Annotated in this window: 16 protein-coding genes; 7 read left to right on the plus strand and 9 right to left on the minus strand. The window is 34.8% G+C overall.

Annotation, left to right across the window (positions count from 1 at the left end; translation table 11 throughout):
* Nucleotides 1-22 precede the first annotated feature (22 nt).
* On the plus strand, nt 23-457 hold the full coding sequence (locus tag ACICP6_RS02270; RefSeq protein WP_395463446.1) for an SH3 domain-containing protein: 435 nt from the start codon (nt 23-25) through the stop codon (nt 455-457).
* Here ACICP6_RS02270 and ACICP6_RS02275 read toward each other — a convergent pair.
* From ACICP6_RS02275 to ACICP6_RS02305, 7 genes are all read right to left on the minus strand, one after another.
* Nucleotides 454-960 (minus strand): hypothetical protein, encoded by a 507-nt coding sequence (locus tag ACICP6_RS02275; protein WP_395463447.1) that lies wholly within the window; start codon nt 958-960, stop codon nt 454-456. The genes ACICP6_RS02270 and ACICP6_RS02275 overlap by 4 nt on opposite strands.
* Nucleotides 961-1,533: 573 nt before the next feature.
* Nucleotides 1,534-4,482 (minus strand): hypothetical protein, encoded by a 2,949-nt coding sequence (locus ACICP6_RS02280; RefSeq protein ID WP_395463448.1) that lies wholly within the window; start codon nt 4,480-4,482, stop codon nt 1,534-1,536.
* Complete coding sequence (locus ACICP6_RS02285; protein WP_395463449.1) at nt 4,463-6,817, minus strand: type VI secretion protein; 2,355 nt, start codon at nt 6,815-6,817, stop codon at nt 4,463-4,465. The genes ACICP6_RS02280 and ACICP6_RS02285 overlap by 20 nt, the downstream gene beginning before the upstream one ends.
* A 60-nt stretch (nt 6,818-6,877) precedes the next feature.
* Entirely contained in the window at nt 6,878-7,252 is a 375-nt protein-coding gene (locus tag ACICP6_RS02290; RefSeq protein ID WP_395463641.1) for a hypothetical protein, read from the minus strand.
* A gap of 101 nt (nt 7,253-7,353) precedes the next feature.
* Complete coding sequence (locus ACICP6_RS02295; RefSeq protein WP_395463450.1) at nt 7,354-8,547, minus strand: hypothetical protein; 1,194 nt, start codon at nt 8,545-8,547, stop codon at nt 7,354-7,356.
* Nucleotides 8,548-8,653: 106 nt separating this feature from the next.
* Nucleotides 8,654-9,652, minus strand: coding sequence for an NAD(P)H-dependent flavin oxidoreductase (locus ACICP6_RS02300; RefSeq protein WP_395463451.1), 999 nt, complete (start codon nt 9,650-9,652; stop codon nt 8,654-8,656).
* Between the two features lie 5 nt (nt 9,653-9,657).
* Nucleotides 9,658-10,179, minus strand: coding sequence for a cytochrome b (locus ACICP6_RS02305; protein WP_395463452.1), 522 nt, complete (start codon nt 10,177-10,179; stop codon nt 9,658-9,660).
* 802 nt (nt 10,180-10,981) lie between these two features.
* Here ACICP6_RS02305 and radA point away from each other — a divergent pair.
* Nucleotides 10,982-12,325 carry a DNA repair protein RadA gene (gene radA / locus ACICP6_RS02310; RefSeq protein ID WP_375603696.1) on the plus strand — a complete coding sequence of 448 codons (1,344 nt, stop codon included), beginning with the start codon at nt 10,982-10,984 and terminating at the stop codon, nt 12,323-12,325.
* On the opposite strand, the gene ftsY is transcribed toward radA, so the two are convergent.
* Nucleotides 12,312-13,223 (minus strand): signal recognition particle-docking protein FtsY, encoded by a 912-nt coding sequence (gene ftsY, locus ACICP6_RS02315; protein WP_395463453.1) that lies wholly within the window; start codon nt 13,221-13,223, stop codon nt 12,312-12,314. The two genes, radA and ftsY, sit on opposite strands and share 14 nt — an antisense overlap.
* Before the next feature lie 205 nt (nt 13,224-13,428).
* On the opposite strand from ftsY, the gene iscU reads away from it, so the two are divergent.
* Genes iscU through ACICP6_RS02335 form a run of 4 tightly spaced genes read left to right on the plus strand, consistent with a single transcriptional unit; the run spans nt 13,429 to nt 16,524 of the window.
* Nucleotides 13,429-13,821 (plus strand): Fe-S cluster assembly scaffold IscU, encoded by a 393-nt coding sequence (gene iscU, locus ACICP6_RS02320; protein ID WP_006279966.1) that lies wholly within the window; start codon nt 13,429-13,431, stop codon nt 13,819-13,821.
* A 10-nt stretch (nt 13,822-13,831) separates the two neighbouring features.
* Complete coding sequence (locus tag ACICP6_RS02325; protein ID WP_395463454.1) at nt 13,832-14,236, plus strand: HesB/IscA family protein; 405 nt, start codon at nt 13,832-13,834, stop codon at nt 14,234-14,236.
* The gene (locus ACICP6_RS02330) at nt 14,229-14,687 is read left to right on the plus strand and encodes an iron-sulfur cluster co-chaperone HscB C-terminal domain-containing protein (RefSeq protein WP_395463455.1); all 459 of its coding nucleotides are present in this window, start codon (nt 14,229-14,231) and stop codon (nt 14,685-14,687) included. Before ACICP6_RS02325 ends, ACICP6_RS02330 begins: the two co-directional genes overlap by 8 nt.
* Nucleotides 14,665-16,524: an Hsp70 family protein gene (locus ACICP6_RS02335; RefSeq protein WP_395463456.1), complete on the plus strand. Its 1,860-nt coding sequence runs from the start codon at nt 14,665-14,667 to the stop codon at nt 16,522-16,524. Before ACICP6_RS02330 ends, ACICP6_RS02335 begins: the two co-directional genes overlap by 23 nt.
* Before the next feature lie 6 nt (nt 16,525-16,530).
* Here ACICP6_RS02335 and lepB read toward each other — a convergent pair whose 3' ends face one another.
* Nucleotides 16,531-17,277, minus strand: coding sequence for a signal peptidase I (gene lepB, locus ACICP6_RS02340; protein ID WP_395463642.1), 747 nt, complete (start codon nt 17,275-17,277; stop codon nt 16,531-16,533).
* Between the two features lie 1,098 nt (nt 17,278-18,375).
* Between lepB and ACICP6_RS02345 the strand changes: the two genes are divergently transcribed.
* A complete protein-coding gene (locus tag ACICP6_RS02345) occupies nt 18,376-18,588 on the plus strand; it encodes a hypothetical protein (protein ID WP_395463457.1) in 213 nt (70 codons plus the stop codon).
* The last annotated feature ends 2 nt before the right edge of the window (nt 18,589-18,590 follow it).

The following is an 18,590-nucleotide window of genomic DNA, read 5'->3' on the forward strand; positions in this document are numbered from 1 at the left end:
TATGTCAATCTAATCGTGAATTATGATGAATAAGTTTATCATATTATTGTTTTTATTATTTAGTTTTAGCTCATTTGCTAATAACTTTGTTTCGACAAAATCAAATAAAATCAACATGAGAACAGGACCAGGGTTTCACTATCCTGTAAAATGGATATACACTTGCAAAAATCTGCCCCTGAAAGTTATAGAAGAGTTTGAAAGTTGGAAAAAGGTCTGTGATATAAATGAAGACTGCGGATGGATAAAAAGCAACTTGCTTAGTGACAAGCGCTACGCAATGGTAAAAGAAGATACTTATGGATATCAAAAACAGAGTACAGATAGTAAGCTTGTTATGAAAATAGACAAGTTTGTTGTAATGAAAATAGAAAAGTGCAACGAAGAGTGGTGTTTTCTTTCTATCCCAAAACGCAAAGCATGGGTACAAAAAAAACATATATATGGGATTGATTAGTTTGAAATAGGATCTTTATTAGTAATAGTTTCCGGACCTTCTGTAGCAGGCTCTTCAGATGAAGCAGGGGTTGCACTGACTTCTTGAGGCTCTGGAGACTGTACAGGATTGTTATATTGCCCACAACAAAAACTCTGTAACATCTCCTCAGCAGATGAGTTTAAAATCTGTATAATAGACTTTTCACTTTGTTCTTTTAACGATTGATCCATTCTAGAGATTAACTCAGAAAACTCACTACCTGATTTTTCAGCTTCACTTTTTATTTTACTTTCTATGCTTGTAATATCGCCTTGGTCAATTTCTTCTTTTGTTATGTTGAATGAATCTGCAATATCTTGATACTTGATCTTGCAATCGCCACAGCCAATTATACAGAGAGCAATGGAGCCCGATATCTCAATTGCAGCCCACTTATGTGTAGTGTAAGCCAAACAATTGTCATGGTATTTAACGTTAAATTGTTGTTCTATTAACTCAGAAATTTTATTCTTTAGAGACATAAAGTACCCTCCTTACATTCGTTATACCTTTTTGTTAAAGTACAGCAATTGAACTTAAATAGCAAATGCATACGTGATTAGATTTCTTGCATAACCTAAAAAAAGGCAAAAGAAGCCCCGTGGTGGTTGGCTATTTACCATGTACTAAAATATCGGCGTTCTTTTTATTCTAAAACGCTTGATTAAGAGCGACTTAGCCACTTTTAATTTGCAGCTAACCTACATCGCAAGTGTTTAAGAAATTTACTAAGCAGGAAAAAAGGCAAAGAAAACCCGCGGTAGCTAGCATTCAAATTCTCCCTTGTCAATTTGACGTTTTTTGATGTCTTAAACGTTTTATAAGCCCGTTTCAGCTTGTATGGGTAAAAACCCAGAAGTTTTATAAAGACATGCGATGCACGTAGTGCGAAAAATTAAACATGAGACGCCAAATACCCTAAGTTTTTTGTCATTAACCTGCACAGATTGCGAAGATAAATAAATAGCTTCAGTACTATGATAAGATGGCTGGCAGAGTTTGTCAAGTAAGTTTTTCCAACGCGCTGCCAAAAGTTTGTTATGCAAGAGGTCTATTTATTGCCCTAGCAATTCTTTTTTGACTTCCTCTTCTATTATCTCCCTTATATCCACGTTAAGGTCCCCTATCGAAAAATCAGTCATAACTCCGAGATCATATTGATCCCTTATCACTTTTTTAATAGCATCATTTATTTCTTCCATGTTAAATTCCTTTATAATAGGTCTAATCTTCACATACCCTGGAGAGCCTTTACCATAAATTCCTTTGCTTTTATCAATGCAGCCACCTGCACCAGGCTTACTGCTTCTAGAACCACTTTCACACTCTATTGCTTCATACTTGATTTTGCCATTTTCTATATATGCTATTTGATTGTCTTGTGTAGACTTCAGTTTATTTGCTGTTATGATCCTTTCTTCTAATTTTAAATTCTCTTTATGAATTGCTGTTTTCTTATAATCCTTACCACCGTATGTTCTATGCTCACCTCCACCTGCAACAGTAATCAGTGGCTCGCAATGTTGCTTCTGCGAATTGCACATTTCTATGAAAATAGGTCCCCCGTCTTTCTGTGATAATTCATCTGTGTTGTTACCCCCTCCCTCTGTAACTTTAACTTGAATTATAGGATAATTAGGATCAATTTTCAGTTTAGCTTTAATATAATCTCCTGACATTCCTGGTCTACTTTCCGTAGAACGAGCTTTACCAGCTATATGACCTGCTTCACCACTTCCCCACGCTTCTATTTCAACACGATCAAACATTATTGATAAGTCATCTGTATAAACATCTTCACTTTCATGATCATAGGATTTTTCGCCATCTTTTTCCGGTTCTTGTTTCTCATTTTCCAGTTCTTGTTTCTTTTTTTCCAGTTCTTGTTTCTTTTTTTCCAGTTGTTTCTCAATTATCTCTTTTAATTTCTTTTTTAAACCTTCTAAGTCAAACATACACAATTTATCAGCGTAAAAGACCTCTGTTCTGTTTGCTTTAATCAGCTGATCTTCTAATTGTGTGCACTTCTGTACTTCATTTTTTTCATCTCTTAATACTTTACCATCCTTATCTTTACAATCCACTTCTTCATATCTCAAGCAAAATGGCTTACCATCTTCTTTATTCAAATATTGTGCTGAGCATCTATGTGTTCCATCAAAGCAGATGCAACAATCATCACCTTGATTACATTGTTCTTTATGCTCTGTATCTATCAACTTATATACTACTTTCAGTCCTTCACCAGATTTTAATTTCTCATCTATTTTGCTATCTTTCTTCACACAATAACTGCATTCTCCCTTCTTCTGCTTATTTTCGTCAGGGAAGAAGACGTACCCTTGTTTATTGAATATTATTTTATCCAACCGATCTTGAGGTATTTTCAAAAGGTCAACTATTTCCTTGCTTGGAAGATAATAGAACTGATTCGATTCATTTGAATAAACAGCATTGTATTTAGTGTACCTTGTTCCCATTGATTTTAGTGGTACTACCTTACCTTCTTTTTCAAAAACAAATTCCTCTGGTTCTGGCTGCCATCCAGAAAGGCAGAGCATTTTACTTTTAGAATTTTCTTTATATTTTATTTCTACTTCTGGTCGTCCTAAGCTGTTCAATTTGCATTTATTTCCCTGAAATTCTTTACATCCTGTTTCAATATCAGGAACATAGCCATATTCTTTCAGAACTTTAAATTGTTGTGGATTACTTTCTAATATACCTTCTATAATATTATCAATATAACTTTTTTCGTTATTACTATCAGTTGTTTTTGCTACTATTGCTGGTTTTACTACTTTTAAAGATAGAGGGCCAATATTTACAGGATGGTTGGGATCGGTATTAACATTAAAAGTACAGGAACCATTACTATAAGCTGCATCATTTAGTGGATCGCAAGTTTCTCTGCTCATCTTCATTTCTATTTTTAACGTATTTCTATTTACTATCTTCACTACCTTAGGTTCTGGAGCAGGTGGTGCTGGGAAGCAGCGGACGAACTGCAGATTTTTTTCATCTATACTTTGAGTTCCACGATATTCAGCGCAGAGCTTATCTTTTTCTCTATAAGTTGCGAAGTAATGTGTCGTGCGATCTTTATCCAAAATAGAATGCTTTCTAACTTCATCCGAAGTAGGGAGCTCCTCAGCTTTATCTTTTTTGTATTTTCTGGGAAAATCTAACTTTTCCCCAATCTCCCCATCTCTTCCTTTCAGATCACCAATGATTATCTTAACCTTAGGATTGAAGTAATCATTATCTTCATCTGTTATAGGAACAATTCTAACTTGTGGGGGTGACATCGCAAGTTGTTCACAAAATGGAGGGGGGGCAGGTGCAAGTGGCACAGGGACACATTTTATCTTTTGCTTTCCTTCACTCCATGATGAACAAGTATCACAAACGTCTTCCATATCCCCTGGACGAAAAATATTTGCTCCTGAAAGAATTCTAGACAAACCTCCAGAAAAAGCATCCATACAAGCCCCTTTTTGACTGCAAGCACATATTTTAGGAGACTTAGCAAACTTCGTTTTTTCTTCATCAGTAACATTGTCTGCCCATTCCCACTCAAGACTATCTGCTATTTTTGCATCAACAGATGTTTTATCTCCTTCCCAATCAATAAAAACTGCAGCAGAAACACCCCCACCTGTACTTTGCGTTCCATATATTTGACGGCAGGATGTTCCACTAGGTAATATATAACAATTACCTCCTTCATAGTCGCAAACTTGAATTTTTGGGTTAAAATAACCATCAATTCCTTGGTCTTTTATTTGTTTTACCGTAATGTATTGATATAGTTTTTCATCAACTTCAAAACTTCCAGCAGTGCCAAGACTTATAATCTTTAAAAAGCCTTCCCAACCTTTTTTGCCTCCAGCTTCAAGTGTAGTATTACTCTCTACAAAAGACGGGCAATCTGCACATCCTTGATACGTAAGACCAAATATCAAGAAGAATATTAATAAAAAATTAAGCTTTACATTTTTCATAAAACACCGGTAACCATTTATTAACTCCTTCTCCTTTTTCTTTTATTGCTTCATACATATATCTTACAGTTTCTTTATTAGCTGAAAGTACATGTATTTCCTGCATATCTTTCAAATCTAGATTTAAGGTTACTAATCCTTTGTACTGCTTTATTAAGAATAAACCTTCCTGCGTTGGCGTTTGCAGAATTATATTCAGCTCCTCTTTCGATAGAGAAAATGCTTTCATGTATAACCTATTTGCATTGACGTTCGGCATTAAAATTCTTGTATCAACATGTTTATCTAAATATTGAGTAAATTTGCTAGCAAATGCTAGGTTTAAGTTTTCAGTACTTAGAATTACTACAACATTTAATTTTGTCATCCTTTGCATCCAGTTATCAAACTCCTTCTCTGTAGGAAAAATATTACTTATCTCCCATGCTTCATCCAAAACAAGTATCGCAGGCGAGCCATCACATTTTGCTTCAAAAGAGTATAAAAAATAGTAAAGTATCACGGACATGCATTCTTTTCGTTTCGTAAGATTTGCAGTGTTGAGAGATATAGTTTTTGTTTCCCAGTCAATGTCTGATTCATCACCATCTTGAAATAAGTAAGCAAACTCACCATCACCACACCATTTACTTATCTTACCCCCCAAGAGCAAGAGCACCTCAGAAATTTGCAAAATAGAACGCGATTTCCTTGGTATAGCAAATATGGAATCTACAATTTTTTTTATCTTTTCTTCTACGTTTACCAAGCTCGCATCTGCCACCATTCTTTTGATCAGCTCAACAAGCATACTGCGATTAGAAGCACTATCTTCAATGTTTAGTGGGTTAAATTTCAGGCTTTTATCTTTATATTTGGGGTCAATTATGTAATATTTACCACTCACTGCTTTAGTAAAAATTATCGATTTTCCAGTGTTATCCAATATAATAATCCTGGGATTAAATTTTCTTGACTCTGATAATAGGAAATTAATCAGTGAGGTTCTGCCCGAATGTGGAGCTCCGAGTATTGTAGTGTGACCATTGTTCTTTTTTCCATGAAAATTAAAGAAGTAAGGACTTCCTTTTTTTGAAAAAAATACCGTTACTGCTTCTTTCCACCTTCCACCTTTCAATGTACCTGATGTAAAATCATGCAGCATAGCAAAACTGCCAGCATATTTTGCTAATATGCTTTTCGGTTGTGTAATAAAAGTAAAATTTCCAGGAAGTTGTGCCCAAAAATGATTTTCTATATGCAGATCAGTTCTGAACATCATCAAGCCAATTAACGACATTATGGAGGACAGATCACTGATATTCTTAGCTAATCTATTTTTATCATCTGCGAAGATTGTAAAAATAATTTTCTGTTGACAAAAGTCTATAGCAGAAGTTTTTTCAAGTTCTATTATTTCCTCCATTCCTGAATTTCGCAGTAAGATATTATCCTCACTGATTTGCAGCATATTAATTTGTTTTTTAAATTCTTTCACTGCCTTGTTATTACTAGTAAATATTATTATCTCCGTAATGATCAACTCAGAGTCAAGTTGCAAGCATTTGTCTATATTTCCCATGGGAATTTCCCGATATTCCTTTATGCAAAAAATAGAACCAAATTTCTGTTGATTTTCAAATGTTGTTTGAAACGTGTTAAAACCAAAAGCTACCTTTAAATTTCTAACGTGTTGTGACAGATCCATTTCACATATTGGGTAATCTTTGTGCGTTAGCGTAACAACGTAATGGAGAAATTCCGTCATTTCAGAATATATTTTATCCCCACTAAACCTGAGACCCAGCTTCTTAGCTCCAAAAGGTTCTAAATCGCTGTGAATTAAGTCAGTTACCTTTTGTAGTTCCTGATGATTTTCTTGTAAAGACAGCTTATGCTTGTTTTTTATTCCATTAAAAAAAAACGAGTTATTGGCATGTTTGCCAAAATCGCTAAGCAACACTACAATATACAATTCATTTATATATTGTAATTTACTATCAGCGAGTTTATTAAGCCACGTTGAATGTAGCTTATCAGAGAAGTCTTCAGTTTTACTCCATTTCAAGCTTAATTTGTTGCGCTTTCTGACAGTATGAATCCAAACAGTAAAATATAAGCTATTAATATTTTTTGATATGCTTTTTCTAATTTCAGTTCTAAGATCGCTGTAGTTACTAGCAGAAGAATAATCTTCTAACTTGATTATTTTTAACAATTCCCCCTGTTTTGTTAGTATGGTTTCTTCATCGTAATGGCAAGCATAAGGGACAAAACCTAAATCAATGCTCTCCAGTAATGCTAAGTTGTTCTTTTTTTCAAGCTTAAGGTTAATTGCTGATATTTTTGGCTGCATACAACATCATGTGTATTCAATAAGGATAACTAAAAAATATAAAAATACTACAAGTGATACTTAATTCTTATCTTTTTTTTTGCTATCGGGTTGCGGATCTACACCTCTTGCAAAGTTAAATTTTTCTTTTAAGTAATCCGTTGCTTTTTCTGTGCTACCAAACATCATGACCAGCACACCAAACATTATCATGAAAAAGATTAGGCCTCTAAACACTATTGCAAGTATCACTGCAGCTATACATAATCCTATAATTGTTGAAGGGCTCATATTTTCTACAGTATCTTTAACTGAAAATGAAGAAATAAAATTTTTTACCGTTTCTTGTACATCCTTTAATTCATCACCCACTGAACTTGCTTCGCTAGAATATGATGCAAAAATGAAACTTAACAGAACTATAAAAACTAAAACTTTATTCAATTGAATGCGCATCAACTAAATACCCTTTAAATACCTCTTAATCATAACAACTTTTACATCAACAGACAAGAGCCATATTCACTTGCTCACTACAAGTAACACATATTTAATTTTTACCGCTGTTTACTATCAACAAGAGGGCTTGAATTGGTGGATGTTAACTCACTTGAAGGGGTTAAATGCCATGTGACTGCTGCTGCTATAGCAAATACTACAGCCATAGCAAACAATCCTAATCCTGATGTCATTGCCCCTGCAACAACACACCCCACTGCTAAGAGAGTACAACCTACTGTAAATCCCTTATAAAGACCTCTATTATTGGGTTGTTTTTTAGATAGGATATCTTTAGAAGCTTCTTGTTTGCTTGAAACAGCTTTCTCCTCTTTTTCTTTGGATTGCATTGAATCTTTTGCCTGGCTGCCTGTCATCTGAGTAGTTTGACTATTTGGATCCATACTTTCTTTTTCTCTGGATCCCAGTGTCACGCACTGGGATGACACCTGTGGCTCTTCTTCTGCAGTCTGCTCTGGTTGCATTTGATTCCCAGTATCTTCTTTTTGCGGATCATTATCTTCTTCAGCAGGGTTTAATATTGAGTTTAAACTTTTCTCAGATGAAGTGCTTGTTGCTGACAGTTCACATGAACTCATTCCACTATCTGAGCCACCGCCATTACTAAGTCCATAAGCGTTTGTGCCTGGTTCTAAAGTATTCATGTTTTTTGCTGTCAATGCTTGCAAGCCATCTACTAAAGGCACTAAAGCGTCATAATTACTTGAGTTGTGAACAGCATCTGAAGTTATTGATTCCATAATTATTTTTTCTATTTTCATTCTTTTTGTTAAGTTTAGTCTTGCTGGTTGGTTTATTTCGTTTTTCAACTCTGCAAGGAGATGATTTTTATCGCTGCTTTTGCCAATAATGCCTAAAATTATTCGTACTATGTTCAGTGCTTTTTCTTCGTCTAGTTTTTTTGAGTATATTATTTCTTTTAGCAACGCTGGCAAAAAGTCTTGGATATAATACTTATAATCTTCTCTTTGTTTTTTCAATGATTCTTTTAATTCATATGATGTTTTAGGACTATTTTCTTGCTTGGATGGGTTTATATGTTTTGCGAGAGTCTGTTCATCTTGTCGTGCTTTCAGTGTTTCTTCTAATTGAGTTAATACCTCAGGACTAGCTCCCTGCTTGAACAACTGTTTGCATTTTTTGGCAGTCTTTTGCACAGTTTCTCGCTTTTTTGTTACTGCTTCGAATATAATGTCGCACATACTCTCGGACTTTTTTAAAGTACCTGTCATAGACTCCTCCATACATAACAAAATGTATAGATACCTCTTTAGCGTTAATTTTACATTAAAACTGGGCAATTATGCCCTATTGTGGATAATTATGGCAACTTGCTAACTATTTGCTTTCAATATAATTATTTGCCTGTTGAATTAACATATCTATCACTTCTTTTACAGGCTTTTCCCTATCAACCATGCCAACGCTTTGACCGGCCATTAAAGATCCCGCTTCAACATCTCCTTCAATCACTGCTCTTCTTAAAGCTCCAGCCCAGAATTTCTCTATTTCAAGCTGCCCATCTTCTTTTGAGATGTGTCCCTTTTGGTATTCATCAATAACTTCCTTTTGACGCTTCATGAAGTCATCGCTTGCTTTGTTTGCTATAGCCCTTACTGGAATTACAGGAAAATCAGCACTTATCTGTACGGAAGGTATTGCATTACGCGCGGCTGATTTGATAAATACTTCCTTAAAATTTTTGTGGGCAATTGACTCATTAGTGCAAACAAATAATGTACCTATTTGACAGCCACTTGCTCCCATTTCTAGGTAATTAACTATCATTTCACCTCTTCCTATTCCACCTGCGACAAACACTGGTATTTGCTCATTTTTAAAATAAGGCAATATCTCTTGTGCAAGAACAGAAGTGCTCACTGGACCTATATGCCCACCTGCTTCCATCCCTTCTATTATTAACGCATCTACTCCCATTTTTACTAACCTTTTCGCAAGGCTTAATGCTGGTGCAAAGCACATAACTTCAATGCCCGCATTCTTGATTTTTTCTATATTAGGCTTTGTCGGTAGTCCACCGGCAAGAACTATGTGGCTTACTTTCGTTTCAATACACACATCTATCAACTCACTCAAGTTTGGGTGCATAGTAATTAGATTTACACCAAATGGCCTATTAGTTAATTTCTGTGTCTCTATGATTTCTTTTTCCAGTAAGTCTGGAAACATAGCACCGCATGCAATTACACCAAACCCACCGGCGTTTGAGATTGCTGATACCAAGTTTCTCTCTGAAACCCAGCTCATAGCACCGCCCATTACTGCAAACTCACTACCAAGAAAATTCGTTCCTTTTTTCCAGAGGCTACTTAACATATAACCTATATCATGCGTTTAAAAATGTTTTGTTTATCTATAAATGTGTGTTTTAAAGCACCAAGTATATGCAAGGTTATAAAGAATATCATAAAGTATGCAAGCATTGAATGTAGCTCATTAGCTGCATTAGCTAGATCTTTGTTTTTATTAATTAACAAAGGGATATGAAAAAAATACTTGATTTTTATGCCAGAAGCAGAAGACATAACATAGCCAGATAATGGCATCAGTATCATTAAAGAATACAAACTAAAATGTACCGTTTTGCTTGCATTGATTATAAATCGAGAAAAATTTGCTGGAAGTGGTGGAACATAAGTAAAGACGCGAAAAAATATGCGTATTACGATTAATCCAAGAATAGTGATACCGCAAGCCTTATGAATAGCGTATATGTTGAACTTAATTTCATTGCTAAGTGGTAAGCTTTTCATATAAAGCCCAGAGCAAAGCATACCGATAATGAAAACAGCCATCAACCAATGGATAACTCTTAAACCTAGGCTATATTTATCGTTTTCCATTTTGATTACCCTAAAGTAGCACTTATATAGTAGAAAAACTATTTTTCAATCAAAATTATTAAAGCAATTTAGATTTACCGACAATGTAGCTATACAAATTCGACCCTCCTATCATTCAAGTAGCCAACTGACATAAAAACTTACTTGACAAACTCCGCCAGTCCTTTTATCATGGAAGTGAAGCTATTGTATTTGCTTTCGCCAATCTGCAGATTAAAAGGTAAGGATTACTTAAGGTATCGGCGTCTTATGTTCAATTTTTTGCAGTATATAGATACTGTATGTCTTTACAAAACTTCATCTACATCTAGGTTTTTATCTAAATAAGCTGAACGCGCTTATAAAGCGTTACAAGACATCAAAAAATGCCAATACTCGACAGAGATAGTAAAAGACTAGCTAACTCGGGGATTCTTTGTCTTTTTTTCTGCTTAGTAAATTTCTTAAACATTTGCAGCGTAAGTTAGTTGCAATTAAAAGCGGCTGAATCTCGCTTGTCAAGCGTTTAAAACATAAAAAACGCCAATATTTTAAAGCGGATAATAACCCCAGGGCTTCTTTTGCCTTTTTTTTTCGTTTGGTAAATTTTTTAATATTTATACGAAATGAGATCCCAGTGTCACGCACTTGGATGACGGGAGAAGGAGCTACTTGGATCCTGGAGGGTGCAATTATTGTGCATGAATTTAAATGGCACAACTTATGACAATTATCTTCGCACCACAACGCTTGTGAGACTCAACATTTACTCGCCTATTTGGCTAATTTTTGTTACAATTACAACAAAATAATTTTGGCTTTGATGAAAACTGTATATGTATGTCAATCCTGTGGTCATAGCACTGGTAGGTGGGTAGGAAAGTGCATCGCATGTGACAATTGGGATACAATTGTTGAGGAAATAGCAGTAAAAACGGGCAAAAGAAGTATATCTGCGCCAATTTTAATAAAGACGTTATCGGATAGCGAAATTATCATTCCAAATCGTTTTCTAACAGGAATAGAAGAATTAGATAGAGTTTTTGGTGGGGGTATCGTTCAAGGTGCTAGCATTTTAATTGGTGGCGAACCTGGAATTGGGAAATCCACCCTTTTGCTTAGAATTGCAGCTAATGTTGTGCAACTTTCCTCTTTTGAATGTCTTTATGTATCTGGCGAGGAATCTTTAGAGCAAGTGAGCCTCAGAGCAAAGCGTCTTAAGATAAATGAACCTAAAATTAAGCTTTTATCTACAGTGTCTTTAACTGATGTAGTAGCAACAATAAAGGAAAACAAAAGTATTAAATTCTTAGTAATTGACTCTATACAAACAATGTATGATAGCAGAATTACATCAGCACCAGGCACTGTAACTCAGGTTCGTACTTGTGCTCATGAATTAACCATTCTTGCGAAACAATATGGTATTTCTCTTTTAATAGTTGGTCATATAACTAAGGATGGACAAATAGCTGGACCTAAAACTTTGGAGCATATGGTGGATACGGTATTATATTTTGAAGGTGAAAACAGTAATCAATATCGCATTTTGCGTACTATTAAAAATAGATTTGGCCCTGCAAATGAAATTGGTGTTTTTGAGATGTCTGAAGCAGGACTTGTGCCTGTTGATAACCCATCATCATTGTTTCTGATGGCTCATGACAGAGAAGTAGTTGGCAGCGCCGTATTTGCAGGAATTGAAGGTTCAAGACCAATTTTAATGGAAGTGCAAGCATTAATAGCAGGGACTAATATGGCAACCCCAAGAAGGGCAGTAGTTGGGTGGGATATTAATCGATTGGCTATGATCATCGCGGTGCTGAATGCTCGTTGCAAAATGTTTTTGCATGATAAAGAGGTATACCTAAACATTGCAGGGGGACTCAAAATACAGGAACCATCGGCTGATCTTGCTGTTGCTGCTTCTCTTATTTCAAGTGTAGTAAATTTACCGCTGCCAACTTCTTCAATAATCTGCGGTGAAGTTGCACTTTCAGGAGAAATTAGGAATGTCTCGCATGCTGATCTCAGACTAAAAGAAGCACAAAAATTAGGATTCAAAAAAGCAATTATGCCTAAAAATGGTAATTACTCTTCTCATGATATTGAGATAATCAAGCTTAGTCACGTAAGGGAATTAAGAGAAATTTTTAATTACGATTAAATAATGCTTCAGCAAATTCTTTGCTAGTAAACTCCCTTAAGTCCTCTATACTTTCGCCAATTCCTATAGCATGTAACTTTATCTTATAAACTTCTGCAAGTCCAATTACTACTCCACCTTTAGCAGTACCATCTAGCTTTGTTACAATTAATCCAGTAACACCAACCATTTTACTAAAGGCCTCTAATTGGCTATAAGCATTTTGGCCGGTAGTTGCGTCAAGAACTAAAATAACGTCATGAGGGGCAGTATCATCCAATTTCTTTATCGTTCTATGTATTTTTGACAGCTCTTGCATGAGATTTACATTGTTTTGTAACCTTCCTGCTGTGTCAATTAAAACAACATCAACGTTATCTTTTATAGCTTGACTTACAGCTCTATATGCCACACTTGCAGAGTCGCTACCGTACTCTCCAGTAACAATGGAACAATCAGAACGTTCTGCCCAAATATTTAACTGCTCACTAGCAGCAGCTCTAAATGTATCGCATGCAACAAGCATAACGGATTTTCCCATTTCCTTGTATTTATATGCAAGCTTACCTATAGTTGTGGTTTTACCATTACCGTTTACTCCGCATACCATTATTATATGTGGTTTTTTATCCAAAATTAACGGCTGCACGACTGGATTTAATATAGCTTCTATTTCATTCACTAATTGCTGCGTGATAATATTATACTCAACTTCCTTGTCAAATTTGATGCTTGTGAGCCTATCGATAATCAACTTAGAAGTTTTATGACCAATGTCCATGCTAATTAGCAATTCTTCTAGCTCGTCTAAAAGCGACTGATCTAATTTTTTTTTGCCAGAAAAAATACTTTTCACCCCGTCGCTAAAGCGAGAAGAAGTTTTTAACAGGCCTTTATAAAGATTACCAAATAAACTCAAGGGAATACTCCTTTTTAAATTATAAACTTAATGACAACATAGAGACGCTGGTTGTAAAGAAATACACGTATTATGTGTATTTGTAAAGTTAAACAGTCGTTTTACGGGAATTTTACTTTCAAAATTCCCGTGATACTAGTGTATTTTACTTTAGTTTTTAACCTAAATATGTTATAATGTAGAATAGCGGTTCACAGGTAATTTTATGAGTTATAATGAGAAAATTTTAGATCATTACGAAAATCCAAGGAATGTTGGCTCTCTGGATAAAAATGATCCAAATGTTGGTACTGGTTTAGTTGGTGCACCATCGTGCGGTGATGTAATGAAATTGCAGATAAAGGTCAATGACAAAGGTGTTATTGAAGATGCAAAATTTAAAACTTTTGGCTGCGGTTCTGCCATTGCTTCAAGCTCTCTGTTAACAGAGATGATAAAGGGAAGAACTATCAGTGACGTTACACAGATAAAGAATACTCAAATAGTAGAAGAGTTGTCTTTACCTCCAGTGAAGATACACTGCTCGGTGCTTGCTGAAGATGCTATAAAGGCTGCTATTCATGATTATCAAAGCAAACAAAATAAAGGTGGACATTGAGAACTAAAGCATGAGTGAATATCAAGGAGTAAACGCTATAAAGAAAGATAAAAAACTTATTACTATAACTGCGAAAGCAGTAGAAAGGATAAAGTATTTATTGGACCAAAAGAAGCATACTAACCTTGAGAAATCAGAAGAAGCAATAGGAATAAGAGTGCTAATTAAACAAAAAGGATGTTCTGGTTTAAAATATGATATTGAATATGCATACAATATTCATCCTTTAGAGTCGGTAATTGAAGAAAGCTGCAGCGATGGCCAAAAAGTTAAAGTGTTGATCGATCCAAAATCCATCATGTTTATTCTTGGTTCTGAAATGGATTATGTAGAAGAAAAATTTTCATCGGGTTTTGTTTTCAAAAATCCTAATGAAAAAGGAAAGTGTGGTTGTGGAGAGAGTTTTCATGTCTAGCAACTATTTTACATTGTTTAAAATTGAACCAACTTTTAATATCAGCTTTGGTGAGCTAGAGAAAAAATACATTGAGCTGAGCAAGACTGATATAAATAAAGAACAGTCCAAAAACATGGAAAATATCAACAAAGCTTATCAAGTGCTAAAGTCACCTCTGAAACGTGCCGAACATTTGCTGGATCTTTTTGGTGTAAAAAGCCAAAAGGATCATCTAAATTCTGAAATATTAAATGAATCAATGGAAATCAGAGAGTACTTGCTAGACTGTGACGACCTACAATTTGCAAGTAGTATGATTGATGAAAAAATAAAAGGTTGCATTAAAAACCTAATTAATACTTTTGCTGCAAAAAATTTTGATGAAGCTGCTACGCAAGTCTTAAGATTAAAATATTTACATAAGTCATTTGAGGAGGTAAAGAAAAATGCAACCAATTCAAATTTCTGAACCCAATTCAAATGAAGTAGTTTTTGGTATAGACCTTGGCACTACCAATTCTTTAATTGCTATGGTAAATAAAGCTGGCAACGTGGAGATATTTAAAGATGAGCAAGGAAGAGAACTACTGCGATCTGTAGTTTCGTATGAAAATAATACGTTAAAAACTGGCTATGATGTCGGCCCAGATGCTATCTACTCAATAAAACGACTAATGGGTAAAAGTGTTGAAGACTTGAATAAAGAAGGTGTTAATTTTGAAATAGATAATGAAAGCGAAAAAGTTATTAGGATAAAATGTTCGGAGGAGAAGTATCTCACTCCTGTTGAAATTTCTGCTGAGATATTAAAAGCTTTATGCAAGAGGGTAGAAAAATCTACAGGGATGAAAGTAAAAAAAGCAGTAATCACTGTTCCAGCCTACTTTGACGATTCAGCACGAAATGCAACCAAATATGCAGCAAAATTAGCTGGCATAGAAGTTCTTCGCCTCGTTAACGAGCCAACTGCTGCAGCGCTTTCTTACTCCATTGAAAAGAATAATAACAGCGGAATATACGCAGTTTATGACCTTGGTGGCGGAACATTTGATATTTCGATATTGAAATTACACCAAGGGGTGTTTCAAGTCCTTGCAGTCGGTGGTGATACCAAACTTGGTGGTGATGATTTTGATCATTTGCTGAGTTCAATTGTGCTTAATAAGTATAGAGAAAAGGTAAGTTTAAACAAAGAATGCTCTAGTGTCATCCCAGTCTGGGATCCAGAAAGTTTGATTGCAAATGAACACACCAGAAAGTTATATAATAAGAACTGGATTCCAGTGTCAGCTACTTACATGACAGGGCTATTATCATTCGTTGAATTACGTACCGTGAAGGAATATCTGAGCGAAAACACCTCAGGCATTTTTGAGTTTAATATTAACGGCGAATTATTTGAATGTGAAATAACTAGAGAGAAGTTTGAACAGGCAATCAGTCCTTTGGTTAGTAAAACTATTAATATAGTCACTCGTACTATAAGCGACATAGATCTCAAAGTTGACGATATAAAAGGAGTAATTTTAGTTGGTGGTGCAACTAAAATACCATTAGTTCAAGACTCACTAGTCAAGCTCTTTGAAAATAAAGTACTGAATGATACAGATCCGGATAAAGCAGTTGCCATTGGAGCAGCTCTGCAGGCTCATTATTTAACTTCAAACTCAAAAGATAGAAATATTCTCCTCGATGTTCTACCTTTATCACTTGGCATAGAAACTATGGGAGGAATAGTTGAAAAAATCATACCAAGAAATACACCACTGCCAGTTTCAGAAACAAAAGAGTTTACAACTTACATTGATGGACAAACGGCAATGAAAATTCACGTTTGTCAGGGAGAGCGTGAAATGATAGAAGATAACAAATCTCTAGCGCAGTTTGAACTAAAAGGTATACCGCCACTACCTGCAGGTTCTGCAAGAATTGAAATAGAATTTACAGTCAATGTTGACGGGATATTGACTGTCACTGCAAGAGAAAAAACTACCAGAACCGAGCAGACAGTTGAAATAAATTCAAGTTTTGGCTTAAGTGAAGCTGATATTCAAGATATGGTTAACCAGTCAATAAACAACTTTGATGAAGATATAAAGGCTCGTTCCCTTGCAGAAGCTAAAATTAATGGAAATAAACTTATAAACTTAGTTGAAAGCAATAGTATCTGCACTGACAAAAAGCTGAAAAACTTGTTGCAAAATGCAAAAAACGCTTTACAAGGAAATGACTTAAATGAAATTAATAATGCTATCGCTGAGTTAGAAAATTCCTCTTTAGAGTTGTGTGAATTAGCAAATAAATAAGAAAGTTTATACAACCTTATGCAATATCCTGTTCAATCTCAGGGCAATAGGTAGTCTAAAATTAAATGGCAACCAATCGACCTTCCCTAATTTAAACGATAGACCAACCATGCTCACACGCCCAATTATATTTTCCATTGGTACAAAACCAACTTCAGGAAACCTGCTATCCAAAGAATTATTTCTATTGTCTCCCATAACAAAAAATTGATTGTTGGGTACATAATAAACTGAAGTGTTATACGATAGCTTATTAGAAACGTTATCTATTAAAATCTCATGTTCCTTCCCATTGGGAAGCGTTTCTATATACCTCGGTATGCTATGATTTGACTCATAATCAAAAAAACTTTCAATCTGCCTTCGTTCTACTTTCTGATCATTTAGGTATAATTCCCCCTCTATCATTTGCACTTTATCGCCTGGTGTTCCTATTACTCGCTTAACGAATCTGATACTGTCGTTTTTTGTAGGTTTGAAAACTATTATGTCATCATGCTTTGGAGGGGTATAAAAAATCCTGCCGCTAAAAATGTTTGGAGCAAACGGAAGGGAATGTTTACTGTAACCGTACGAATATTTACTAGTAAAAATGTAATCCCCTTCGAGTAGAGTGCTTTTCATTGAACCAGAAGGTATGTGAAATGGTTCGAATAAAAAACTACGTATTGATAGCGCAATCAACAGCAAAAAAAACAATGAAGATAAAAATCTTCCTGCTCTTATTATCCAGTTTTTGTTTAGCTCTTCCAACTTTTCCAACTTTATTTTCCTTATAAATTAAGTTTATTATAATACATAAATTAAAAAGTGGTAATGTGAAATTTTACTCATAAACGTTATTTCTTTTTCAAAACTGTTTCTAAAGCCAAATTGTCATACCGCCCACAATTGTATGAAAGTTGTAATTGAAGATGATTCATTGCTTCCAACAGTGTCATCCGAACCATACGCGTCAAGTTAAGGAAATATTGCCCAATATAGCAACATTTAAAGTGGGTATCTTGTTTGTTACATTTATTTTTTTAGGAAGTTTTGATCTAAAATAAAATAATTTTTTTAGAAAAGTCTGTAAACTATTAGCTTTATTACTTAATATCTAAAATAGTTTTTTACCATTTCCCTTTTTCCTTATACTACTTTCCCTTAACTTGACACGTATGGTCATCCGAACTATACGAACATTATGATTTGAGCCTATCAGATCCAAGTAGCCCTTCGTTGTCATTCCAGTCTGGAATCCAGTTTAGCTATAAAATTTAAGAAAATATTTAAGAAATTTACTAAATGGGAAAAAAGGCAATCCGGTCAACATCTATTTAAAAACATTGGCGTTTTTTTATGTTTTAAACGTTTAATAACCGCGACTTAGCTGCTTTTTAACGCAACTAACCTTGAGCTATAAATATCTAAAAAATTTTCTAAGCAGAAAAAAAGGCAAAAAAGTTCCGTGTTAGATAGTGCTTACTCTCTAATCCTGCAAACTGGCGTTCTCTACTGTCTTAAACGTTTTATAAGCCCGTTTCAGCTTTTATAGGTAAAAACCTAAAAATGTTGTGAAGACATAGGGTGCACATAGTGCAAAAAATCGAATATAAGACGCCAATTATAATACTTTTTTGTCGTTTTAATCTGCACAGATTGAAGCTAAATGAATAACTCCATTACCATGATAAGAGGAATGGCGGAGTTTGTCAAGTAAGTTTTTCTTTCTACCAACTACTTGAATGACATCAAGGATGTGCTTAAATAATAATTATAATTAAGAGATCCATTGAAACTTTAAAGTTATTTAATATTGACGCTATATGCTTAAGTGTTAAAATAGAATGAGAAATTTTAGGAGTTTATATGGCAACAGGCGGAAAGGCGAAGACAGCTAGTAAAAATAACCCAACTCAGCGTAAGAAAGCTAAGCAAAAGGAGCACAACGGACGCAAAGTAAAGCCTGTTATGTTTATAGATCGTGATTTGCGCAAGAGTTACGTGTCTGCTCAATATGAAGATGGTAATCTGGTTGAAGATGAGACAAGTGGTGATCCTATAAAGTGGGAAGCTGTATAATA

The organism is Wolbachia endosymbiont of Cantharis cryptica, from assembly GCF_964277405.1.
In the GTDB taxonomy this organism is placed as follows: domain Bacteria; phylum Pseudomonadota; class Alphaproteobacteria; order Rickettsiales; family Anaplasmataceae; genus Wolbachia.